The sequence below is a fragment of the Vibrio sp. 10N.286.52.F8 genome (genome assembly GCF_041468745.1).
GTDB lineage: Bacteria > Pseudomonadota > Gammaproteobacteria > Enterobacterales > Vibrionaceae > Vibrio > Vibrio crassostreae_C.
The window spans coordinates 12,342-31,681 of record NZ_JBFRJF010000006.1 but is presented as its reverse complement, the minus strand read 5'-3'; the positions used below and the strand labels follow the sequence as shown (position 1 = coordinate 31,681).

Sequence of the window (19,340 nt, the reverse complement as noted above, 5' to 3'; positions counted from 1 at the left end):
TAAGGCATTCAAAATACCTATTTTTTACTCTTATTTTTCCTTATATAAATCCTCAACATTAGACAGGAGTAAGCAAGTGAGAATTTGGCTTGTTGCATTAACTTCTTTGATTTTTCTTGCGGGCTGTGAGCAGTCAAGAGAGCAAGTGCATTTGAGTGGCCCAACGATGGGCACGAGTTACAATATTAAATACATCAATGGTGATGAATTTCCTGAGTCTAATGAAGTTCATACAGAGATCGATCGTCTACTTGAAGAAGTAAACGACCAGATGTCGACTTACCGTGAAGATTCCGAATTAAGCCGTTTCAACCAGCATAAAGGTGCGGATGCGTTCGAAGTATCTGAGCAAACAGCGACGGTTGTGAAAGAAGCGATTCGTTTGAACGGTCTTACTGAAGGAGCTCTGGATGTAACGGTTGGTCCGTTAGTTAACTTATGGGGTTTTGGTCCTGAAGCTCGTCCTGAAGTTGTGCCATCAGATGAAGAGCTTGCTGCTCGCAAGGCTAAGATTGGTATCCATCATCTTAGTGTTGAAGGCAACATGTTGAAGAAAGACCTACCTAACCTGTATGTCGATCTATCCACGATTGCAAAAGGTTGGGGTGTTGACGTCGTCGCTGACTACCTTGATTCTATCGGTATTCACAACTACATGGTTGAAGTCGGTGGCGAAATTCGTCTGAAAGGTTTAAACCGTGAGAACGTGGGCTGGCGTATCGCGATTGAGAAACCAAGCGTTGATGAGCGTAATATCCAAGAGATCATCGAGCCGGGTGATATGGCTATCGCAACCTCTGGTGATTACCGTAACTATTTTGAACGTGATGGTGTTCGTTACTCACACATCATCAACCCTGAAACAGGAAAGCCTCTTCACCATAAAGTGGTTTCTGTGACTGTTTTAAACCCGTCTTCAATGACTGCAGACGGCTTATCTACGGGCCTTATGGTCTTAGGTGAGGAAAAAGGAATGGAAGTCGCAAACCAACATAACATCCCAGTGTTCATGGTGGTAAAAACAGCAGATGGCTTTAAAGAAATTGCTTCTGAAGCATTTAAGCCATACTTAGGTAAATAAGGTAAGCGAGATAATTATGAATACATTTCTGATTACATTTGGTGTTTTTCTTGCAGTAATCGCAGCGATGTCAATTGGCTACATTATCCAAAAGAAAGTTGTGAAAGGTAGCTGTGGCGGTTTGGGTGCTGTTGGTATTGATAAAGTATGTAACTGCCCTGAACCTTGTGACGCGCGTAAGAAGCGTGAAGCACGTGAAGCTTACCGTGAAGAGAAGCTGGCTGAGCGTCAACAAAAAGAAGCGGCTTGGAGTAAAGACCGTATCGCTTAATTGGTGACAGTCATAGGGGATAGAGTTATCTATGCCCTCAAATTGAAAAGCTCAAGATTATCGTCTTGAGCTTTTTTAGTTTTGAGGTCTAGCAATTAATCTTGGTATACCAAAAATGGAAACAGAGGCGAATGACTATTGTTCGATTTGCATGCTGTTACGCGCAAACACTAGTTGGTTTCTACCTTGCTCTTTTGCCGTATAAAGAAGCTCATCAGCGGCTTTGATCTGCTCATCTAGCTTCGCGTCTAAATCGGTTACGCCGATACTGATACTGACCTTGATTCTTTGAGAGTCATGCTCAACAACATGGCTTTCAATGGCTTCTCTCATGGACTCTAAGTTGTCAACAAAGCTCTCAAACGAACCACACGACTGAATACAAAATTCTTCGCCACCGAAGCGTACAGCAACATCATCTTTAAAATGGTCTTTGATGATCTTGCCGACTTCCACGAGGACTGCATCACCACCATCGTGACCGTAGGTGTCGTTCACTTTCTTGAAGAAGTCGATATCCATCATGGCTATACTGCGCTGCTCACAACCTTTACATGTTTGATTGAACAGGTAACGACGGTTCCATAAGCCAGTAAGAGCATCCTCGTTGGCATGTCGAAATAGCTCGTTGGCCGCTTCTTTCATATCAAGCAGTTGATGGATACGGCAAAAAAATTCTTCTTGGTTAAAAGGCTTGTAAAGGAAGTCGTTAGCCCCCGCTTTAAGGAATCGAGCTGTCATGGTGCGATCATCGCTGCCTGATAACCCTAGAATAGCCAACTGGTTTCTGTCGTGATCGCGTCGTATCTCACGGATCATCGCTATACCGTCTTTCTTCGGCATATCATGGTCTGTAACAACGAACGTAATATCGGGATCGTTATGAAGGAGCTTTAATGCTTGTTCGCCATCTTCGGCTTGGATAGTTTGGATATATTGGTGTTCTAGAAGTTGAGCTATGTAACGGCGAACGACCGCTGAATCATCGACAACCAATGCTTTGTGATGGCGATTATTCGAAATTCTTTGAACCAGGGGAAGTAGGTAGCTTACTGATGACATACTGTCTTTAAGTATGTAATCGATAACGCCTTTGGCTAGGACTTGCTCTCGCAGTTGATTGTCGAACATCCCGGTCAGGACAATGATTTTCTGTTGATAGCCTAAGACGAGATCAATGATCTCGCCGTCTTGGCCGTCAGGTAAACAGTAGTCGAGGACTGCACACAAGAAATCCGTTTCTTGCTCTAAGATCGCTTTGGCTTCTTCTACAGATTCCGCCAACGCAACTTCATAGCCATCGTTCTTAAATTGTTGGTAAAGATAGTTTCTGAATGCGCGACTATCCTCTACCACTAGTATTTTTTCACTCAAAAGCTATCCCTACTTATAGACTAAATACTCCTAACAATACTATCAGAATAGTGGGCGGCGAATGAAGTGAAACCTGTTGAGCTGGACTCCAGATCATTTTAAATCTGAGAATAATTGATTATACTGTTCATAGATACAGTTGTAAGGTTGAGTTATTTCCAAATGTGCAGTTCGGACCAAGAGAAAGTCAGAAAAATAATCCATGTCGATATGGATTGTTTTTACGCGGCTGTAGAAATGCGTGATAACCCTGCTTACCGAAATCGCCCGTTAGCTGTTGGTGGGCATGAAAAGCAACGCGGCGTTTTGAGCACCTGTAATTATGAAGCCCGCAAGTTTGGTGTTCGCTCTGCAATGCCTACCGGAAAGGCCCTACAGCTTTGTCCTAATCTATTGGTTGTGCCGGGAAGAATGTCGGTCTATGTCGAGATATCTAAAAAGATCCGTGAAATCTTCTCTCGATACACATCAATCATTGAACCACTTTCCTTGGATGAAGCTTTCCTTGATGTCACCGATTCTAAGCGGTGTCACGGTTCAGCAACACTTATTGCCGAGTCTATTCGCCGTGATATTTGGAACGAACTGAACCTGACAGCTTCTGCTGGTATTGCACCGATTAAATTCTTGGCGAAAGTGGCCTCGGATCTGAATAAGCCCAATGGTCAGTTTGTTATACCTCCACAGGACGTTCAATCAGTGATTGATGAGCTGCCACTTGAAAAGATTCCTGGTGTCGGCAAGGTGAGCATTGAAAAGCTGCATCAAGCGGGTTTCTTTACTTGTAAGGATATCAAAGAGTCTGACTATCGAGACCTGCTACTCAAGTTTGGCCGTCAAGGCGCATCACTCTGGAAGCGCAGTCATGGCATTGATGACCGAGAAGTTATCATCGAGCGAGAGCGAAAATCGGTAGGCGTAGAGCGCACCTTCACTCAAAATATTTCAACCTACGCCGAATGCTGGCAGGTAATCGAAGACAAGTTGTTTCCTGAACTCGAAACTCGCTTAGAAAAAGCCAGCCCAAGTAAAGCGATCATCAAGCAGGGCATTAAGCTCAAGTTCGCTGACTTTCAACAAACCACGATTGAGCACATCCACGCCTCTCTCGATCGTGAACACTTCAAAGAACTGCTAAGTGAAATACTGAAAAGACAACAGGGGCGAGAAATACGCCTGCTTGGTTTAAGCGTAATGCTGCAACCCAAAGACCAAATGCGTCAGTTGAGTTTCTTTTAGGGAAAGGCACTGAGAGTTAGTCTTAGAGGTGTTACTGGAAATGTTGGTGTTTGAATACCGACTAGGTTTGATAACCTAGCCGGTTTTTACCTAAGTATGGAAACTAGCTTACCTAGGAAGTTGCTTTACTCGCGCTAAGGTATCACTGAATGGTTGCTGCTCTAGCTTACCGTAGCCGACCATTTTGCTGGCTTTAAGCTTGGTTGAAAGTGGGGTGGCGATTCCACAGAGAAAGCGAGTAATCGCTTCATCGGTAATCAATTGCTGGCTTGCTGAAATGAACTCATGGATCCATGTCATTACCGTTTCATCATCAATAGGTTCAACATCAACGGTTGGTAAGATTGCCACTTCTCCTCGACATACAGAGCAGTGACCGCAGTTTGTTGGTGCTTTATCATCAGCAAAGTAACTCGCAAGGCGTGAGCTGAGGCAAGTATCCGCCTCAAAGAAATTCAGCATTTGGTTAAGGCGGTTTATCTCGCTGTTTTCTTTTGCTTTAAACAACTCAGTTAGACGCTCTGACAGTTGCATCATATCTTCAGAAGTATTGTGGATCGCGTAGACATCGGTGATCTGCTTGCTTTCTAGTTCAATCCAACCTTGTTCATTGAAGTAGTCGATAGCCGCAATCACACGCTGACGATCGGCTTGGAAGTGTGTCCAAAGCGCATCGAAGTCGACTTGGCACCACACTCTTGCTTGAGGAGAGCATTGGAAAATCGCTTCGACAAATTGACGACGTTCACTTTGAAATTGCTCTGTGATCTGCTGTTTCGGACGAATGAACTTAAATTTGTAGTCTGCGAAGTAGCTGTACTTGGGCTCAATCACACCTTCAATTTCGAGATACACCAGTAGTGTTTTTAGCGGTAACTGACGAATGTTGGATTCACGTGATAGTTGATTAAGCATGATCTCCCATTGATTCGAGCCAGAAGCGCCAATGTTTTGATTTTCGTAGATCTCTTTTAATACCGCTTGGATCGATATGTTGTCTGGCGTATCACCAAAAACGAAGTTCTCGAGTGTGCTTAAACCGTGTTTGTTAGCCAGTAAAATACATTCAGACGCTTGCCCATCTCGACCAGCTCTGCCGATCTCTTGTGAGTAGTTTTCGATCGATTTTGGTAAGTCAAAGTGAATCACTCGGCGAATGTTGGACTTATCCACGCCCATACCAAACGCGATAGTTGCGACGATACAGCTCACGTCATCATTCATGAATTGGTGTTGAATAGCATCTCTATTTTCAGGCTTAAGACCCGCATGGTAAGCCACTGCATTAACGCCAGCATTGCGAAGCTGCTGAGCCACCATCTCTGCCGTTTGTTGAAGGGTGACATAAACAATAGTCGGAGCGAGAGAAGCTTGGTTAACCACATTGCACAAGGTTTCTAGCTTACTGGTTTGTTCACAAGGTTGAATCGACAGATCGAGATTTTGACGATAGAAACCCGTAACCACAACGCGCTCCTCATCAATTTCAAACTTTGACTTCATATCTTGGATAACCGCTGTAGTCGCAGTGGCTGTCAGTAGTAGAACCTGAGGAATATTGAGCTGTTTTTGGTATTGAGGAAGCTTCAGGTAGTCGGGTCTGAAGTTGTGTCCCCATTCTGAAATACAGTGCGCTTCATCGACCACAAGCAGTGAGATCGACACTTGGGAGATAAACTGACGAAAGCGTTCGTTCTTCAAGCGCTCGACGGAGATCATGAGGATCTTGGTGTCACCGTTACGCACTGACTGCATAACCTGTTGTGTGGTTTGTCGGTCTTGGCTTGATTCGATTGCCGCTGCGCTAATGCCTTTACTGTGCAGGAAAGCGAGTTGGTCTTTCATCAAGGCTAACAGTGGCGATATCACCAAGGTTAAGTGCGGTAACTCTAATGCTGGTAATTGATAGCACAGCGATTTACCTGAGCCTGTCGGGAATATCGCGGCAGTCGAGTGACCAGATAGAACGTTATCAATGACTTGCTTTTGCCCATTGCGCAGTGAGTCGAATCCGAATACTTGTTTTAGCTTCTGCTCAATCATTTATGTTCTACCTGAGTTATTAAGTGTCGTATTGATGCTAAAGCGGGCGCCCATTCATGATAGCGTCGCTTGATGAATCAAATGTCTTGCACCTGATTGTACCTAATTCTATTCTGTAGCTCCTATAGAAAAGCACCCCAATAGTATGAATAAGTCTGAGCTTCGCCAAATAATCATAGAGCAACTTGAATCCCGATTACGTATCGCACAATCTGCTACTCAACGCGCTATTGATGCTGCGACAGATGAAGAGACAGTGCCTGAACATAAGTACGATACATTGGCATTAGAAGCTTCGTATCTCGCCCATGGTCAAGCGGTGAGGGTACAAGAGTGTGAAGACGATATTCAGTGTTATCGTAACTTAGTGTTGCGTGATAGTGAGAAGGTTACGGTGAGCAGTTACGTTGTGGTCATTGACGAGCATGATCAATATAAACACTTTTTTATGGGGCCGAGAGTCGGCGGACTTTCTGTCACGTGGAATGAGAATGAGATTGCCATCGTGACGGCAAATGCACCTTTTGGCCAGGCTCTAATGGGTAAAGAAGTTGGTGATGAGATTGAGTTTAAGGTCGCAGATAAACAGTTTTGCTACGAAGTTATCTCTATCGACTAACTAACTGACTAATAGATATAAAACGTTTCTCTGACAAAGGAGCATATACCAAGGGTATAGTAATCTGTAAGATTGATGAGAGGATGTTATGAAAAACAATGTATTAATTGCATCACTAACAGCGGTTATCGCTGTTGTGAGCTTGCCAACGTTTGCTGCTCAGTGTCGAGTTGATTTGAAGAATGAACTACGAATTGATGACCAAAAAGTCGAAATCCATCAAGTGAATGGTGATACGGCCGTTTTTGATGATAACAACGACCTCTATATTCATGGTGAGAAAGTTGAGCTTGATGCTGACCAACAAGCGGCGATTGAGAAATATCGCGAAAACATGAGTGAGTACTTACCTCGAGCGAAACAAATGGCCAACGATAGCTTAGCGTTAGCCAATGACGTGATTGATGATATCGCGGCTAGCCTGGATTCACCTGAGTCATTTGATAATGTAAAAGAATCAATGAAAACCTACTTTGCAGAACTGGAAGCGCGTTATTACAAAGATGGCGAATTAGTGTTGCCTGCAGAAAGCTTTGATTCGATGGCCAATGGCTGGTCTGAAGATTTCGAGAAGGCGAAAGAAATCTTTAACCAAGAATTTATCTCTAGCGCTTTTAATGCGATGTCAGAAAAAATGAAACAAGACGGTGGCCTAAACCTGACTGAACTGGCTGACAGTATGGCTGAATTAAAGCTGAAAGTTGAAGAGCGAATGAAAGAACACTCTCAACAAGTACAGGAGGAAGCGAATGAGTTCTGTGATTCACTTGATGAGATGGCAGAACAAGAGCAAGAACTGCATGAAATCATTCCGAACTTAAAAGATTACCAAGTCTTCACAATTTAATTCGAGTCTAGTGATGAATAGTAAGAGCACCGGTCGGTGCTCTTTTTGTTTGTATAAATGGAACCACACGGCGAGTATTTATCTCAATTCAATCCATTTCCTTCTTAAGCCTACTGCTTCGCTTTGTTGCTTATAATTGAACGATAAGACTGGTTTTTTGTTAATTTTGTTGTTCTAAATAGCGCATTGATTGTAAAAATCAGAGAATTGTTCATTTATTGGTTGTGCCTATCATTGCTTTTTATTACTGTACTTCTCAACTAGTTCACTGATTTTTAATGCGGGCGATATGGACCAACAATCTTCCTCTTCAAGAGAGCACTTTAGCTCTCGTTTAGGTTTTATTTTAGCAGCGGCTGGTGCAGCGGTTGGCTTGGGTAATATTTGGGGTTTCCCGACTCAAGTTGCTAGCAACGGTGGTGGCGCTTTCCTTTTAGTCTATTTGATCATGATCTTCGTGGTTGCTTTCCCTATGTTGGTGGTTGAGATGGCTATAGGCCGTCACGGCCAAGCAAACCCAGTTGATAGCATGCGATCTTTGACGACAAACCCTTTGGGTAAGAAAGTCGGTGAGTTTGTCGGTTGGGTTGGACTGAGTGTACCAAGCGCAGTGTTGGCGTTTTACAGTATTGTTGGTGGCTGGTTGATCTGTTTCCTAATTGGTGCGGTCGCGGATCTTATCGGCCTAGAAGCGATTGCTGATTGGTTTAAGGGCTTCAGTGTTGAGCGCAACGTATTTGGTACCGTCGCGTTCTATGTACTGACTATCTTGATTGTGCAGGGCGGTGTTAAGCAAGGCATCGAGAAATGGTCGACTCGTTTGATGCCTGCGCTGTTTGTTTTATTTGGCTTATTGTTTGTTTACATCATGACGCAATCTGGCGCGATGGAAGGCCTAAAACATTACCTTATTCCAGACTTTGAGAAAGTGTGGGATAGAAAACTGATTCTGGCGGCAATGGGACAGGGGTTCTTCTCACTCACTATTGGCGGTTGCTCGATGTTGGTTTATGGCTCTTACTTAAGCAAGAAAGAGAACCTACCAAAAATGGCGATGAACGTAACTCTGGTGGATACTGCTGTCGCTTTTATTGCTGGATTAGTGGTGATGCCAGCAATGTTTGTTGCGATGCAAAAAGGCGTTCAAATCTACGCTGAAGACGGCTCACTATTAAGCTCTGACACTCTAGTATTCACGGTTTTGCCGTTGATGTTTGATAGTTTAGGTGTGCTTGGACAGATCTTTGCGATTGTGTTCTTTTTACTACTAACGATTGCTGCACTGACTTCTTCGATTTCGATGCTTGAAGGCCCGGTTGCGCTAGTGAGTGAGCGTTTCAATACTAGACGAACGCCAACAAGCTGGGTGATTGGTGGTGCTATCGCGCTGTTTAGTGTGGTGATTGTTTACAACTTTGCTGCGATGTTTGGCATGGTAGCGATGATTGCAACTCAGTATCTTCAACCAGTCGCTGCACTGATGTTCTGTGTGTTTGGTGGTTGGGTATGGAGCCGAGCTTCAAAAGTGAAAGAGCTTGAACAAGGCAGTCCTGATTTTCAACTTGGTTGGTTTGGTAAGGTTTGGCCAATGTATGTGAAGTTTGTGTGCCCAATTTTGGTAGCAACGGTTATCTGGGCATCTTTCGGTTAATGCAGAACCCTATCTGGGCTTTTTGAAATTACCTCCTCTGAACTTGAAATATTAAGCACAAAGCCACTCATAAAGAGTGGCTTTGTTGTTTTTATATAAAGCTTAGTGGCACGAAATATAAAGCTATAGCGGCACGAACAAGATAGAAAAAAGGCGCTGAACATAATATTCAGCGCCTTTGCATTGTTCGTTAAGCAATCGTGATTACTTAATTTCCATACCTTGAGCTTGCAAGTCCGCATGGTAAGAAGAACGTACAAACGGGCCACACGCTGCGTGAGTAAAGCCTAGCTCTAGAGCAATCTCTTTCAGCTCATCGAACTCAGAAGGCGGCACGTAGCGTTCTACTGGTAAGTGGTGACGGCTTGGTGCTAGGTATTGACCTAGTGTCAGCATAGTCACACCATGTTCGCGAAGGTCTTTCAGTACTTGAACGATCTCTTCTTTTGTCTCGCCAAGACCCATCATCACACCTGATTTTGTTGGGATATCAGGGTGCTGCTCTTTGAATTTCTTCAGTAGATCAAGAGACCACTTGTAGTTCGCACCTGGACGCGCTTTACGGTATAGACGTGGCGCTGTCTCTAGGTTGTGGTTGAAAACATCTGGCGGGTTGTCTTTCATTAGGTCAAGCGCAACGTCCATACGACCGCGGAAGTCTGGAACCAGTGTTTCGATACGAATATTTGGGTTGAGTTCGCGAATCTCACGGTTACAGTCAGCAAAGTGCTGAGCACCGCCGTCACGCAAGTCATCACGGTCAACTGAAGTGATTACAACGTACTTCAGTTTCATGTCTTGAATTGTTTTAGCCAGTTTCTTCGGCTCTTCAGCTTCAGGAGCAACAGGACGACCATGGGCAACATCACAGAACGGGCAGCGACGAGTACAGATAGCGCCAAGAATCATAAACGTTGCCGTACCGTGGTTGAAACACTCGGCTAGGTTAGGGCAAGACGCTTCTTCACAAACTGAGTGCAGGTTGTTTTTACGCATTGCTGATTTGATTTCTTGAATACGATGGCTGTCTGAAGGAAGTTTAATCTTCATCCATTCAGGCTTACGTAGAACTTCTTTCTGTTCAGCAGGCATATTCTTTACGGGAATTAATGCCATTTTGTCAGCGTCACGATATTTAACGCCTTTTTCCATTTGGATTGGTTTGCTCATGATTTTATGCTTCTGCTGTAATGTTACTGGTGGCTTGAATGTCTACTTGGTCATAGCCGAGTAGCTCTACGAGCTCTTGTATTAACTGTTGCTCAACGTTTTCTAGTTCACTTGGTCCGCCGAGTTGGCTTACCTGCGCCATTTCCATACCTTGGTAACCACATGGGTTAATACGTAGGAATGGAGACAGGTCCATATCGACGTTGAGTGCTAACCCGTGGAACGAGCAGCCACGTCGAATACGTAATCCAAGTGAACAGATTTTCTTGCCATCGACATAAACACCAGGAGCGTCAGGTCGGGCAGCTGAATCTATATTGTAAGCTTTCAGAGTATTGATTACGAGGTTCTCTATATGAGTAACCAAATCACGTACTCCGAATTTCTTGCGGCGGATGTTAATCAGAAAGTAAGCCACTAATTGGCCTGGGCCGTGATAAGTCACTTGGCCACCGCGATCGCTTTGTATTACAGGGATATCACCAGCATTTAATACATGCTCAGCTTTGCCTGCTTGTCCTTGAGTGAAGACAGGGTTGTGTTCAACCAACCAAACTTGGTCTACGTCTTCTTCCGTGCGTTCGTCTGTGAACTTATGCATGGCTTTCCATACAGGTTCGTAATCCTGACGGCCTAATTTTTTTACGATTAGCTTATTTTGCAAAGCTGCACTCCCTCAAGGATTAATAAAGTGAACGCATTATAAACGCGAAACATGATTCTAACTACAGACGGACTGCAAGGTTTTTCAACTTTCTTTGTATTTATTGAAAATTAAGTTGAATGAATTTGAGCTAGATAGGGTGCTTTAAACAAAAACAGCGGCAATAAGCCGCTGTTTTTCATGTGTAATCGGAGATTACAGAACCATACGAACGATTTCGATCTCGCCCAGTTCTTTATAAAGAGTTTCTACTTGTTCAATTGAAGTCGCAGTAATATTGATAGAAACAGAGTGGTAGTTGCCTTTCGCACTCGGTTTTAGCGTTGGGCTGTAGTCACCAGGAGCATGACGCTGGATCACTTCTAGTACTAGCTCAGTCAGTTCTGGCTTAGCGTGGCCCATTACTTTGTAAGTGAATGAACAAGGGAACTCTAAGAGGTCTTTTAGTTTTGCATCAGAATTGATGTTCATGATTAGCTCCAAAAGGCTAGACTCTCGCAAATTGGCGAAATGTCGATAAAAAGCGTGTTCGGTCAACAGACACGAGTAATAAGGCGGAATATTACGTGTAAATATCACCGAACTCAAGATCAACAAAAGCCGCACATGGCGGCTTTTGGTTCGCTAATGAGTAAATCATGAACTTACTCATTAGGTTAGCTATACAACAAGCTTGGGTTTTACCTAGAACAAACCTTTTGCTTGTTTAGAATAAACCCTTGAACAGAAGAACTAGGTAGTCCCATAGACGGCTGAATAGGCTGCCTTGGTCTACATCTTCAAGTGCTAGTAGTGGGTATTCAGCAACGTCTTCACCGTCTACTTGGTAGAATAGTTTACCAACTACATCGCCTTTGCTGATTGGCGCTTCTAGCTCTTTCTCAAGAACGAAGCTTGCCTTCAGGTTCTTAGCTTGACCACGAGGTAGCGTTACGAAAGTATCTTCGTCGACACCCAGTGCAACTGTGTCCTTGCTACCCATCCAGATCTTCTCTTCTACGAAGGTTTCACCGGCTGTGTGTGGTGCCACTGTTTCAAAGAAGCGGAAGCCGTAGCTAAGCAGTTTTTTGCTTTCTGTTTTACGAGCATTCGCATTCTTGGTGCCCATAACTACAGCCACTAGGCGCATTTTGCCTTCTGTCGCTGAGCTTACTAGGCTGTAACCTGCATTGCTTGTGTGGCCCGTTTTGATGCCATCAACGTTCATGCTCTTATCCCATAACAGACCGTTACGGTTGTATTGGGTGATGCCGTTGTATGTGAATTTCTTCTCTGAGTAGATACGGTACTCGTCTGGTACGTCGCGAATCAGCGCCTGACCAAGTAGCGCCATATCGTAAGGCGTTGAGTATAGGTTCGGGTTGTCTAGACCGTGCACGTTAGCAAAGTGCGTGTCTTTCATGCCGATAGAGCTTGCCCAAGCGTTCATTAGGTCAACGAATGCATCTTCAGAGCCAGCGATGTGTTCAGCCATAGCAACACATGCGTCGTTACCTGATTGAATGATGATACCGCGGTTTAATTCTTCAACTTTAACCGTAGTGCCCACTTCAACGAACATCTTAGATGAATCTGGGAAGTTTTTAGCCCAAGCATTTTCACTGATTACAACATCGTCGTTTAGGTTGATGTTGCCACGGTCGAGCTCTTGGCCGATCACGTAGCTCGTCATCATCTTGGTTAAACTTGCTGGAGAAAGCTGAGTATTCATCTCTTTCTCTGCTAGTACTTTGCCTGAATGGTAATCCATCAGAACAAAACCTTTAGCGGCGATTTGAGGTGCATCAGGAACAACAATAGGAGCGGCGAATGACGATGTAGCTATCGTTGCAGAAAGAGCAACAGAAGTAGCAAAAATCGATTTAACAAGTTTATTAGATTTAATCATTTTGAATGCAATTATTTGGTGAACTATTCATATATTAACAGAATCACTCTGTCACACCAGAGCGCTGATTACCAGAAGTAACTGTTAGATTAATTAGCGAGTTAGGGTGTGTTTTTTTATATAAGCTGACGGGTGACCCATCAGCTTAACTTGTTCTAATTTCTCTTGAGTCAGAGCATAGTCATGAAATGGCCCAATCATCAGACGGTAGTTGTCATCATTTGGCTGCAAGAACGTTGCTACTTCTAGCTTTTCGGCTAGATCTTTTGCTAACTTCTCTGTTCTATCTTCATGCGGAGATGTCGCGACTTGAATAATAAATTGCGGTAAAGCAGCCTTTTTATTTGCGTCGGTTGGCATAGCTACAGTAATGACTTCAATCTCAACATTTGCCGTGCCGGTTCTTAACACATCGAGCTTGTAAGCTGCCGCATAACTAAGGTCAATGATTCGGCCTTCATGGAATGGGCCGCGGTCATTGATACGAACAATCGTCGTTTTGTTATTGTCGGTATTCGTCACTTTTACATAGCTTGGAATTGGCAATGTTTTGTGCGCCGCAGACATCGAATACATGTCGTAGATCTCGCCATTAGACGTTAAGTGACCATGAAACTTCTTACCGTACCAAGAGGCTTTGCCTTTCTCAGTAAAACCTTCGGTTTTCTTTACGATCTTGTAGTCTTCGCCACGCAAAGTGTAATCCGTATTACCACCTAAACTATAAGGTTCATACTGAGGGTGAGCATCCTCGAGATGCTCTACTGAGATCGGTGCGTCTGGTGCAATATCTGAATCAATATCGTAGCGCCCTGTTGGCTGCTTTGAAGAACAACCATTGATTAAAATCGCTAGCCCCAAGATAGAGACTATTTTTTTGATTGGCAGCTCTTCAACCAAGGATGCTTTGTTTTGAAACGTTGTAATAGACATCGATTAGGTCGCCTTTGAGAATGCTTTTCTGTGTGTATGTATCGACATTAAAATACCAAAACCAGCCATGAGGGTAACCATTGAAGTACCGCCATAACTGACTAGAGGAAGAGGAACACCAACCACAGGTAGAATGCCACTTACCATGCCAATGTTTACAAAAATATAAACGAAGAAGCTCAGTACAATACTGCCGCCCATCATTCGACCGAATGCGGTTTGAGCTTGGCTCGCAAGCACTAAGCCACGTCCAATAATGAACAAGTAGATAGCAAGCAAGAACAATATACCAATCATGCCCCACTCTTCGGCAATGACCGCAAAAATGAAGTCGGTATGACGCTCTGGAATAAACTCTAGTTGAGATTGAGTGCCTTGCAGCCAACCTTTTCCTGAAATACCACCAGAGCCTATCGCAATCTTACTTTGAATGATGTGGTAACCCGCACCTAATGGATCTGATTCAGGATCAAAGAGGGTTCTAACACGCACTTTTTGATATTCACGCATCAAGAAGAACCATAGGATTGGGATAAATGCCCCTAATGCGATTGCCGCGCTAGCAATGATTTTCCAACTGATACCAGCCAGGAATATCACGAAGATACCAGATGCGGCGATAAGGATAGATGTACCTAGGTCAGGCTGCTTTGCGATTAGAATCGTCGGTACAAACACCATCACTAGCGAGATCGCTAATGTTTGGAATGTTGGTGGAAGTGAGCGCTTACCGATAAATCGTGCCAGCATCAAAGGCACCGCGAGCTTTAATAGCTCTGACGGTTGGAATCGAACAAAGCCGAAGTTTAACCAACGCTGGGCGCCTTTAGAGGCTTCACCAAAGAACAACACGCCCAATAGCAAGATGACACCACCTACAAATAGCAGTGGTGCCAAGGTTTCATAAGTACGAGGTGAGATTTGCGCTAGGAAGATCATCACACCTAAAGACAGAGCCATGCGCATCGCCTGGCGGTCCATCATCGCAAGGCTTTGTCCGCTTGCGCTGTACATGATCAGCAGGGCAAAGCCCATTAAAACCAGAATGCCAAGCAAAAGCGGCAGGTCGATATGCAGCCTTTCGAATAGGGCTCTATTTCGTCCAGTTGAAGGATCAAGTTTCATTATTTAATTGGCTCACTTTGATAATCTTCTGCAAGGATAATATGGTCTAAAATCCTTCTTACTACTGGGCCGCCGTTAGAAGAACCGCCACCTGCGTTCTCTAGAACGATAGTCACGACGGCTTCAGGATCTTCAAAAGGCGCGTAACCCGTAAAGAGGGCGTGATCGCGTAAGTGCTCTGCGATTTCATCCGCGTTGTACTCTTCATCTTCTTTTAAGCCGAATACCTGTGCGGTACCCGATTTACCAGCGGTTTGGTAAGACATCTTCTGGAATGAACGTCTTGCCGTACCTTTCTTACCGTGGTTAGCCAGCCTCATGCCTTCCTGAGCGATATCCCAATACTTCTTCTTAACCCCGGTTAGCGGTGGGTAAGTTTCAATGTCCGACATGATTTGTTCATCGAATGGACGACCGTTATCAATGGTTGAACGAAGTAGGTGAGGTGCGGTTACTTCACCTTCATTGACCAAAACTGATGTGGCTTTTGCAATCTGCATGGGTGTTGCAGTCCAGTAGCCTTGGCCAATACCAACTGGGATGGTGTCACCTTGGTACCAAGGCACACGGTGTCTTGCCATCTTCCAATCACGAGTTGGCATATTGGCTTTGCTTTCTTCATAAATATCGATGCCAGTATAATCACCAAAGCCGAACATCATCATCCATTTGGATATGCGATCAATGCCGAGATCATAAGCAATTTGGTAAAAGAAAGTATCCACTGACTCTTCAATCGCTTTCTCTATATCAACGACCCCGTGTCCCCAACGCAACCAGTCACGGAATGGTCTTGTTTTTGAGTTTGGTATCTTCCAATAACCTGGGTCATTACGCGTTGTATTAGGTGTAATCACACCTTCTTGCAGAGCCGAAACAGCAATGAAGGGTTTGATCGTCGATGCTGGTGGGTAAATCCCTAGCGTGGCACGGTTAACCAAAGGGCGGTTTTTGTCTTGAAGTAGCGCGTTATAGCCTTTAGACGAGATACCATGCACGAATGCGTTTGGGTCGTAGCTTGGGCTCGATACCATGGCTAACACGCCATTGTCTTTCGGATCGAGAACGATAGCTGAACCACGGCGGCCATCAAGTAACTTATGTACGTATAGCTGTAGCTTGATATCTAAGTTAAGTACGATATCTTTGCCTGGAACCGAAGGGACAAATTTGAGGGTACGAATCACTCGTCCACGACTGTTAACTTCGACTTCTTGGTAGCCAGCTGTACCGTGCAACATATCTTCGTAATAACGCTCAATACCCAACTTACCGATATCACGTGTAGCTTGGTAATTGGCGTCTTTTTCTTCTCGCATCAAGCGCTGCATATCACGGTCATTGATGCGCGATACATAGCCTATTACGTGAGTGAGCACATCACCGTAAGGGTAGAAACGCTTCAAAGTTCCCGTAACTTCAACACCTGGGAATTTGTGTTGGTTTACAGAGAAGACGGCAACTTGTTCTTCAGACAGTTGATTAAGAATAGGTACTGATTTAAAGCGTCGTGAATTATGACGATCACGATTAAAGCGCTCGATACGCTCTGGCGGGATCTCAATTAATGCTTGCAGACGAGCAAGCGTGTCATCCATATCTTTAATTTTTTCGGGTATGATTTCTAGATTGAAAACAGGACGGTTTTCGGCAAGAAGTATACCGTTGCGATCGTAAATCAAACCACGGTTAGGGGCGATCGGAACGACCTTGATACGGTTGTCGTTAGAACGAGTTTTATAGTCTTGGTATTGATTGACCTGAATGTTGTACAGGTTAACAACCAACATCGACATCATGACTATGATCCCCGCAAACGCAACAAAAGCACGGCTAGTAAATAGTCGTGCTTCTGCTTTGTAATCGCGGATTTGGCTACGTTTACGTAACATTAACGCTTATTCTCGATGATAAGGGTGGTTAGCAGTGATGCTCCAAGCTCGATACAAGCTTTCAGCCATGATAACGCGTACTAATGGGTGAGGGAGAGTAAGCGCAGACAGAGACCAACTTTGGTCTGCGGCCGCTTTACATGCAGGTGCTAATCCTTCAGGCCCGCCAATTAGGATAGATACGTCACGTCCATCCAGCTTCCAACTTTCTAATTGCTCAGCAAGTTGAGGTGTATCCCACTTTCTACCTGGGATATCGAGCGTGACAATACGGTTGCCTTTTGGAACTGCAGCCAGCATCGCTTCACCTTCTTTTTGAAGAATGCGTGCAATATCTGCATTTTTACCGCGCTTTCCTGCAGTAATTTCAATGAGCTCTAATGGCATATCGTGAGGGAAGCGGCGTTTGTATTCTTGAAACCCTTCTTCAACCCACTTTGGCATTTTTGTGCCAACTGCGATTAACTGGATCTTCAAAGCTTAGCCCCAAAGTTTTTCTAGTTGGTACAGCTCACGATGCTCTTCTTGCATAACGTGAAGCATGCTTGTGCCCATATCTAGAACAACCCATTCACCTTCTTGCTGACCGTCCATACCTAGAGGTTGCATACCCGCTTTACGCACTTCATCAGCAACATGCTGTGCAATAGAGGCAACATGGCGTTTAGAGGTGCCAGTACAAACAATCATGTAATCAGTAACGCTTGATTTGCCTTCTACATCGATAGTTACAATCGATTCTGCTTTCATGTCGTCGGCTTTGTCTGCAAGAAAATCTTTTAGTTCTTCACGTAACACTGGGTGTTCCTTTAATCTGAATTTAGCTTTGTTTAGGGCTTGTTGACCCTAGAATATAACACGCTTTTATGCGTGGAATGGTATTGAAGCTGAAGGGATACAAAACTCTACGCTTAACTGATGAATTAGTGGCCAAGGCGACTGCTCATATTGAGTTTTTGTCATCAATTCAGCTTGAGTGAGCAACGCGAACAAAGAGTGTAATTGAGAAATCGAAACTCTTGTTAGCGCGGCGTTATAAAGAGGCTTTTTAGATTGCCAGATACGGTGTTTTTCGAAGACCTGACCAATCGGCATCTGTTTCATTTGTTGCTGCATTTGTAATAGCAGAGCAAGCTCTCGTTGTATGCTACGTAATAAAATGACGGGTTCGACACCTTCAGCTTCTAGCTGACGCAGGATTCGTTGTGCTCGGTTACCTTTGCCTGCCAATAACGCATCACTCCAATGGAATGGAGTAAAATGGTTGTGTCGACTCAGCGATTCTTCTAAGCGTACTAACGTGAGTTTTCCATCTGGGTATTGGAGAGCCAGTTTTTCTAGGCTTTGGGTGAGAGCAAATAGATTACCCTCATGCCATTGCGCCAGCATTTGAATCGCTTCAGGGTCTGGCGTTAAACCGATTTGACGGCAACGCGCTTGGACAAACTGAGGTAACCGACTGACATCTGGCGTTAGGCAACTGACCCAGTGACCCTGATTCGAAAGAGCCTTAAACCACTTAGCGCTTTCTTGAGCTTTGGTGAGCTTAGTGCCCACCAAGATTAACAAGATATCACTGTGGATATGCTCGGAGATTGCGAGTAGCTCTTTCGCTATTGCGGCATTGACGCCTGACTCTGGCAGTTCAAGCTCGATGACCTGACGGCTAGAGAATAGGCTCAGTGCTTGAGTGCAGTCGTAGACTTGATTCCAGTCGAGACTGCTATCAATCGCAAAGCGGTGACGTTCTTCAAAGCCTTGCTGTTTTGCAGCCTTTTGAATCGCTTCTCGGCTCTCTTGCAACAGTAGCGGTTCGTTACCAAAAATTAGGTAAACATTACTCAACTGTTTAATAAGTTGCTCTGATAAGCGGTCAGCAAAAATACGCATCAAATAAACCTATTACTCAGCCGAATCGCTAAGTGTTGGTTGTTCTTCTGAAGCTGGTACGATCTCAACATTCTTGATGTTGTATTGCTTTTCGAGTTCTTTCACTTGAACGTGCTCTAGTGCATCTAGGTCCATGCTATCAGCTGCAATGTTCGCTTTTAGTCGAGCCATCTGACGAAGGATTTGGCTTGTTGCCAACTTACGCATCTCATCTTCGATCATGTCTCGTTCAACCGACTTCGCAAGTGCAGTTAGCGGGTTATCTAGGTAACTACGGGTTACGCTGGTTGAGAACGTCTTTGAGCCTAGATCCGGGACAGTTACGCGGTATGAAGCGCGGAATGTCAGTTCTTTCTCTGCTGCACGAGTGTTTTGGTATAGAGACAGAGTTCGCTCACCTACGCTCTCACTAATAATATGCAGGTTAGGTGTATTCTCAGCCGGTGGCACAATTTCTACATCATTCATACGCAGTTGACCTTTCATCATACGTGTAAACGTACTGTATTGGTCGTAACTGGTTACCGAGATCTTGTTGAGTTCTTCTGGTACGGAGTAATCACCACGTAGGTGGAAACCACACGCACTTAATAGGCTGACGGTTAAAACAACAACAGAAACTTTCAATGAAGATAGTGAAATCAGGCGCATTA

Annotated in this window: 19 protein-coding genes; 6 read left to right on the top strand and 13 right to left on the bottom strand. The window is 44.3% G+C overall.

Features of this window, described 5'->3' with window-relative positions:
• The first annotated feature begins 76 nt into the window (after window positions 1–76).
• Both AB4133_RS02120 and nqrM read left to right on the top strand, forming a co-directional pair.
• Window positions 77–1,081 (top strand): FAD:protein FMN transferase, encoded by a 1,005-nt coding sequence (locus tag AB4133_RS02120; protein WP_017059913.1) that lies wholly within the window; start codon window positions 77–79, stop codon window positions 1,079–1,081.
• A 16-nt stretch (window positions 1,082–1,097) separates the two neighbouring features.
• Window positions 1,098–1,352: a (Na+)-NQR maturation NqrM gene (gene nqrM / locus AB4133_RS02115; protein WP_009848378.1), complete on the top strand. Its 255-nt coding sequence runs from the start codon at window positions 1,098–1,100 to the stop codon at window positions 1,350–1,352.
• A 135-nt stretch (window positions 1,353–1,487) separates the two neighbouring features.
• Here nqrM and AB4133_RS02110 read toward each other — a convergent pair whose 3' ends face one another.
• On the bottom strand, window positions 1,488–2,726 hold the full coding sequence (locus tag AB4133_RS02110; RefSeq protein WP_102333772.1) for a response regulator: 1,239 nt from the start codon (window positions 2,724–2,726) through the stop codon (window positions 1,488–1,490).
• A gap of 162 nt (window positions 2,727–2,888) precedes the next feature.
• Between AB4133_RS02110 and dinB the strand changes: the two genes are divergently transcribed.
• Window positions 2,889–3,965 carry a DNA polymerase IV gene (dinB, locus tag AB4133_RS02105; RefSeq protein ID WP_029236421.1) on the top strand — a complete coding sequence of 359 codons (1,077 nt, stop codon included), beginning with the start codon at window positions 2,889–2,891 and terminating at the stop codon, window positions 3,963–3,965.
• 108 nt (window positions 3,966–4,073) lie between these two features.
• On the opposite strand, the gene AB4133_RS02100 is transcribed toward dinB, so the two are convergent.
• Window positions 4,074–6,008 carry an ATP-dependent DNA helicase RecQ gene (locus AB4133_RS02100; RefSeq protein ID WP_017059916.1) on the bottom strand — a complete coding sequence of 645 codons (1,935 nt, stop codon included), beginning with the start codon at window positions 6,006–6,008 and terminating at the stop codon, window positions 4,074–4,076.
• 145 nt (window positions 6,009–6,153) lie between these two features.
• Here AB4133_RS02100 and AB4133_RS02095 point away from each other — a divergent pair, with 145 nt between their 5' ends.
• The 3 genes from AB4133_RS02095 (at window position 6,154) to AB4133_RS02085 (ending at window position 9,125) form a co-directional block, all read left to right on the top strand.
• The gene (locus AB4133_RS02095; protein WP_017059917.1) at window positions 6,154–6,627 is read left to right on the top strand and encodes a GreA/GreB family elongation factor; all 474 of its coding nucleotides are present in this window, start codon (window positions 6,154–6,156) and stop codon (window positions 6,625–6,627) included.
• Between the two features lie 88 nt (window positions 6,628–6,715).
• Window positions 6,716–7,474, top strand: a complete 759-nt coding sequence (locus tag AB4133_RS02090) for a YggN family protein (RefSeq protein ID WP_017059918.1) — start codon at window positions 6,716–6,718, stop codon at window positions 7,472–7,474.
• 289 nt (window positions 7,475–7,763) lie between these two features.
• Window positions 7,764–9,125 carry a sodium-dependent transporter gene (locus AB4133_RS02085; RefSeq protein ID WP_017059919.1) on the top strand — a complete coding sequence of 454 codons (1,362 nt, stop codon included), beginning with the start codon at window positions 7,764–7,766 and terminating at the stop codon, window positions 9,123–9,125.
• Between the two features lie 204 nt (window positions 9,126–9,329).
• On the opposite strand, the gene lipA is transcribed toward AB4133_RS02085, so the two are convergent.
• From lipA to lptE, 11 genes are all read right to left on the bottom strand, one after another.
• On the bottom strand, window positions 9,330–10,295 hold the full coding sequence (lipA, locus tag AB4133_RS02080) for a lipoyl synthase (RefSeq protein WP_017064177.1): 966 nt from the start codon (window positions 10,293–10,295) through the stop codon (window positions 9,330–9,332).
• Window positions 10,296–10,299: 4 nt separating this feature from the next.
• Window positions 10,300–10,959 carry a lipoyl(octanoyl) transferase LipB gene (lipB, locus tag AB4133_RS02075; protein WP_004737632.1) on the bottom strand — a complete coding sequence of 220 codons (660 nt, stop codon included), beginning with the start codon at window positions 10,957–10,959 and terminating at the stop codon, window positions 10,300–10,302.
• Window positions 10,960–11,154: 195 nt separating this feature from the next.
• Window positions 11,155–11,433, bottom strand: coding sequence for a DUF493 family protein YbeD (gene ybeD, locus AB4133_RS02070; protein ID WP_026084358.1), 279 nt, complete (start codon window positions 11,431–11,433; stop codon window positions 11,155–11,157).
• Window positions 11,434–11,665: 232 nt separating this feature from the next.
• Window positions 11,666–12,847 carry a serine hydrolase gene (locus tag AB4133_RS02065; protein ID WP_017068508.1) on the bottom strand — a complete coding sequence of 394 codons (1,182 nt, stop codon included), beginning with the start codon at window positions 12,845–12,847 and terminating at the stop codon, window positions 11,666–11,668.
• 93 nt (window positions 12,848–12,940) lie between these two features.
• Window positions 12,941–13,780: a septal ring lytic transglycosylase RlpA family protein gene (locus tag AB4133_RS02060; protein WP_017071279.1), complete on the bottom strand. Its 840-nt coding sequence runs from the start codon at window positions 13,778–13,780 to the stop codon at window positions 12,941–12,943.
• Between the two features lie 3 nt (window positions 13,781–13,783).
• Window positions 13,784–14,905: a rod shape-determining protein RodA gene (rodA, locus tag AB4133_RS02055; protein WP_017062334.1), complete on the bottom strand. Its 1,122-nt coding sequence runs from the start codon at window positions 14,903–14,905 to the stop codon at window positions 13,784–13,786.
• Window positions 14,905–16,797: a penicillin-binding protein 2 gene (gene mrdA / locus AB4133_RS02050; RefSeq protein WP_372223870.1), complete on the bottom strand. Its 1,893-nt coding sequence runs from the start codon at window positions 16,795–16,797 to the stop codon at window positions 14,905–14,907. Before mrdA ends, rodA begins: the two co-directional genes overlap by 1 nt.
• Window positions 16,798–16,803: 6 nt before the next feature.
• Window positions 16,804–17,274, bottom strand: a complete 471-nt coding sequence (gene rlmH / locus AB4133_RS02045; protein WP_017068506.1) for a 23S rRNA (pseudouridine(1915)-N(3))-methyltransferase RlmH — start codon at window positions 17,272–17,274, stop codon at window positions 16,804–16,806.
• Between the two features lie 3 nt (window positions 17,275–17,277).
• The gene (gene rsfS, locus AB4133_RS02040) at window positions 17,278–17,595 is read right to left on the bottom strand and encodes a ribosome silencing factor (protein ID WP_004735247.1); all 318 of its coding nucleotides are present in this window, start codon (window positions 17,593–17,595) and stop codon (window positions 17,278–17,280) included.
• Window positions 17,596–17,661: 66 nt separating this feature from the next.
• A complete protein-coding gene (gene holA, locus AB4133_RS02035; protein ID WP_017068505.1) occupies window positions 17,662–18,687 on the bottom strand; it encodes a DNA polymerase III subunit delta in 1,026 nt (341 codons plus the stop codon).
• 12 nt (window positions 18,688–18,699) lie between these two features.
• Window positions 18,700–19,338 carry an LPS assembly lipoprotein LptE gene (gene lptE, locus AB4133_RS02030; RefSeq protein WP_372223869.1) on the bottom strand — a complete coding sequence of 213 codons (639 nt, stop codon included), beginning with the start codon at window positions 19,336–19,338 and terminating at the stop codon, window positions 18,700–18,702.
• Window positions 19,339–19,340 lie beyond the last annotated feature (2 nt).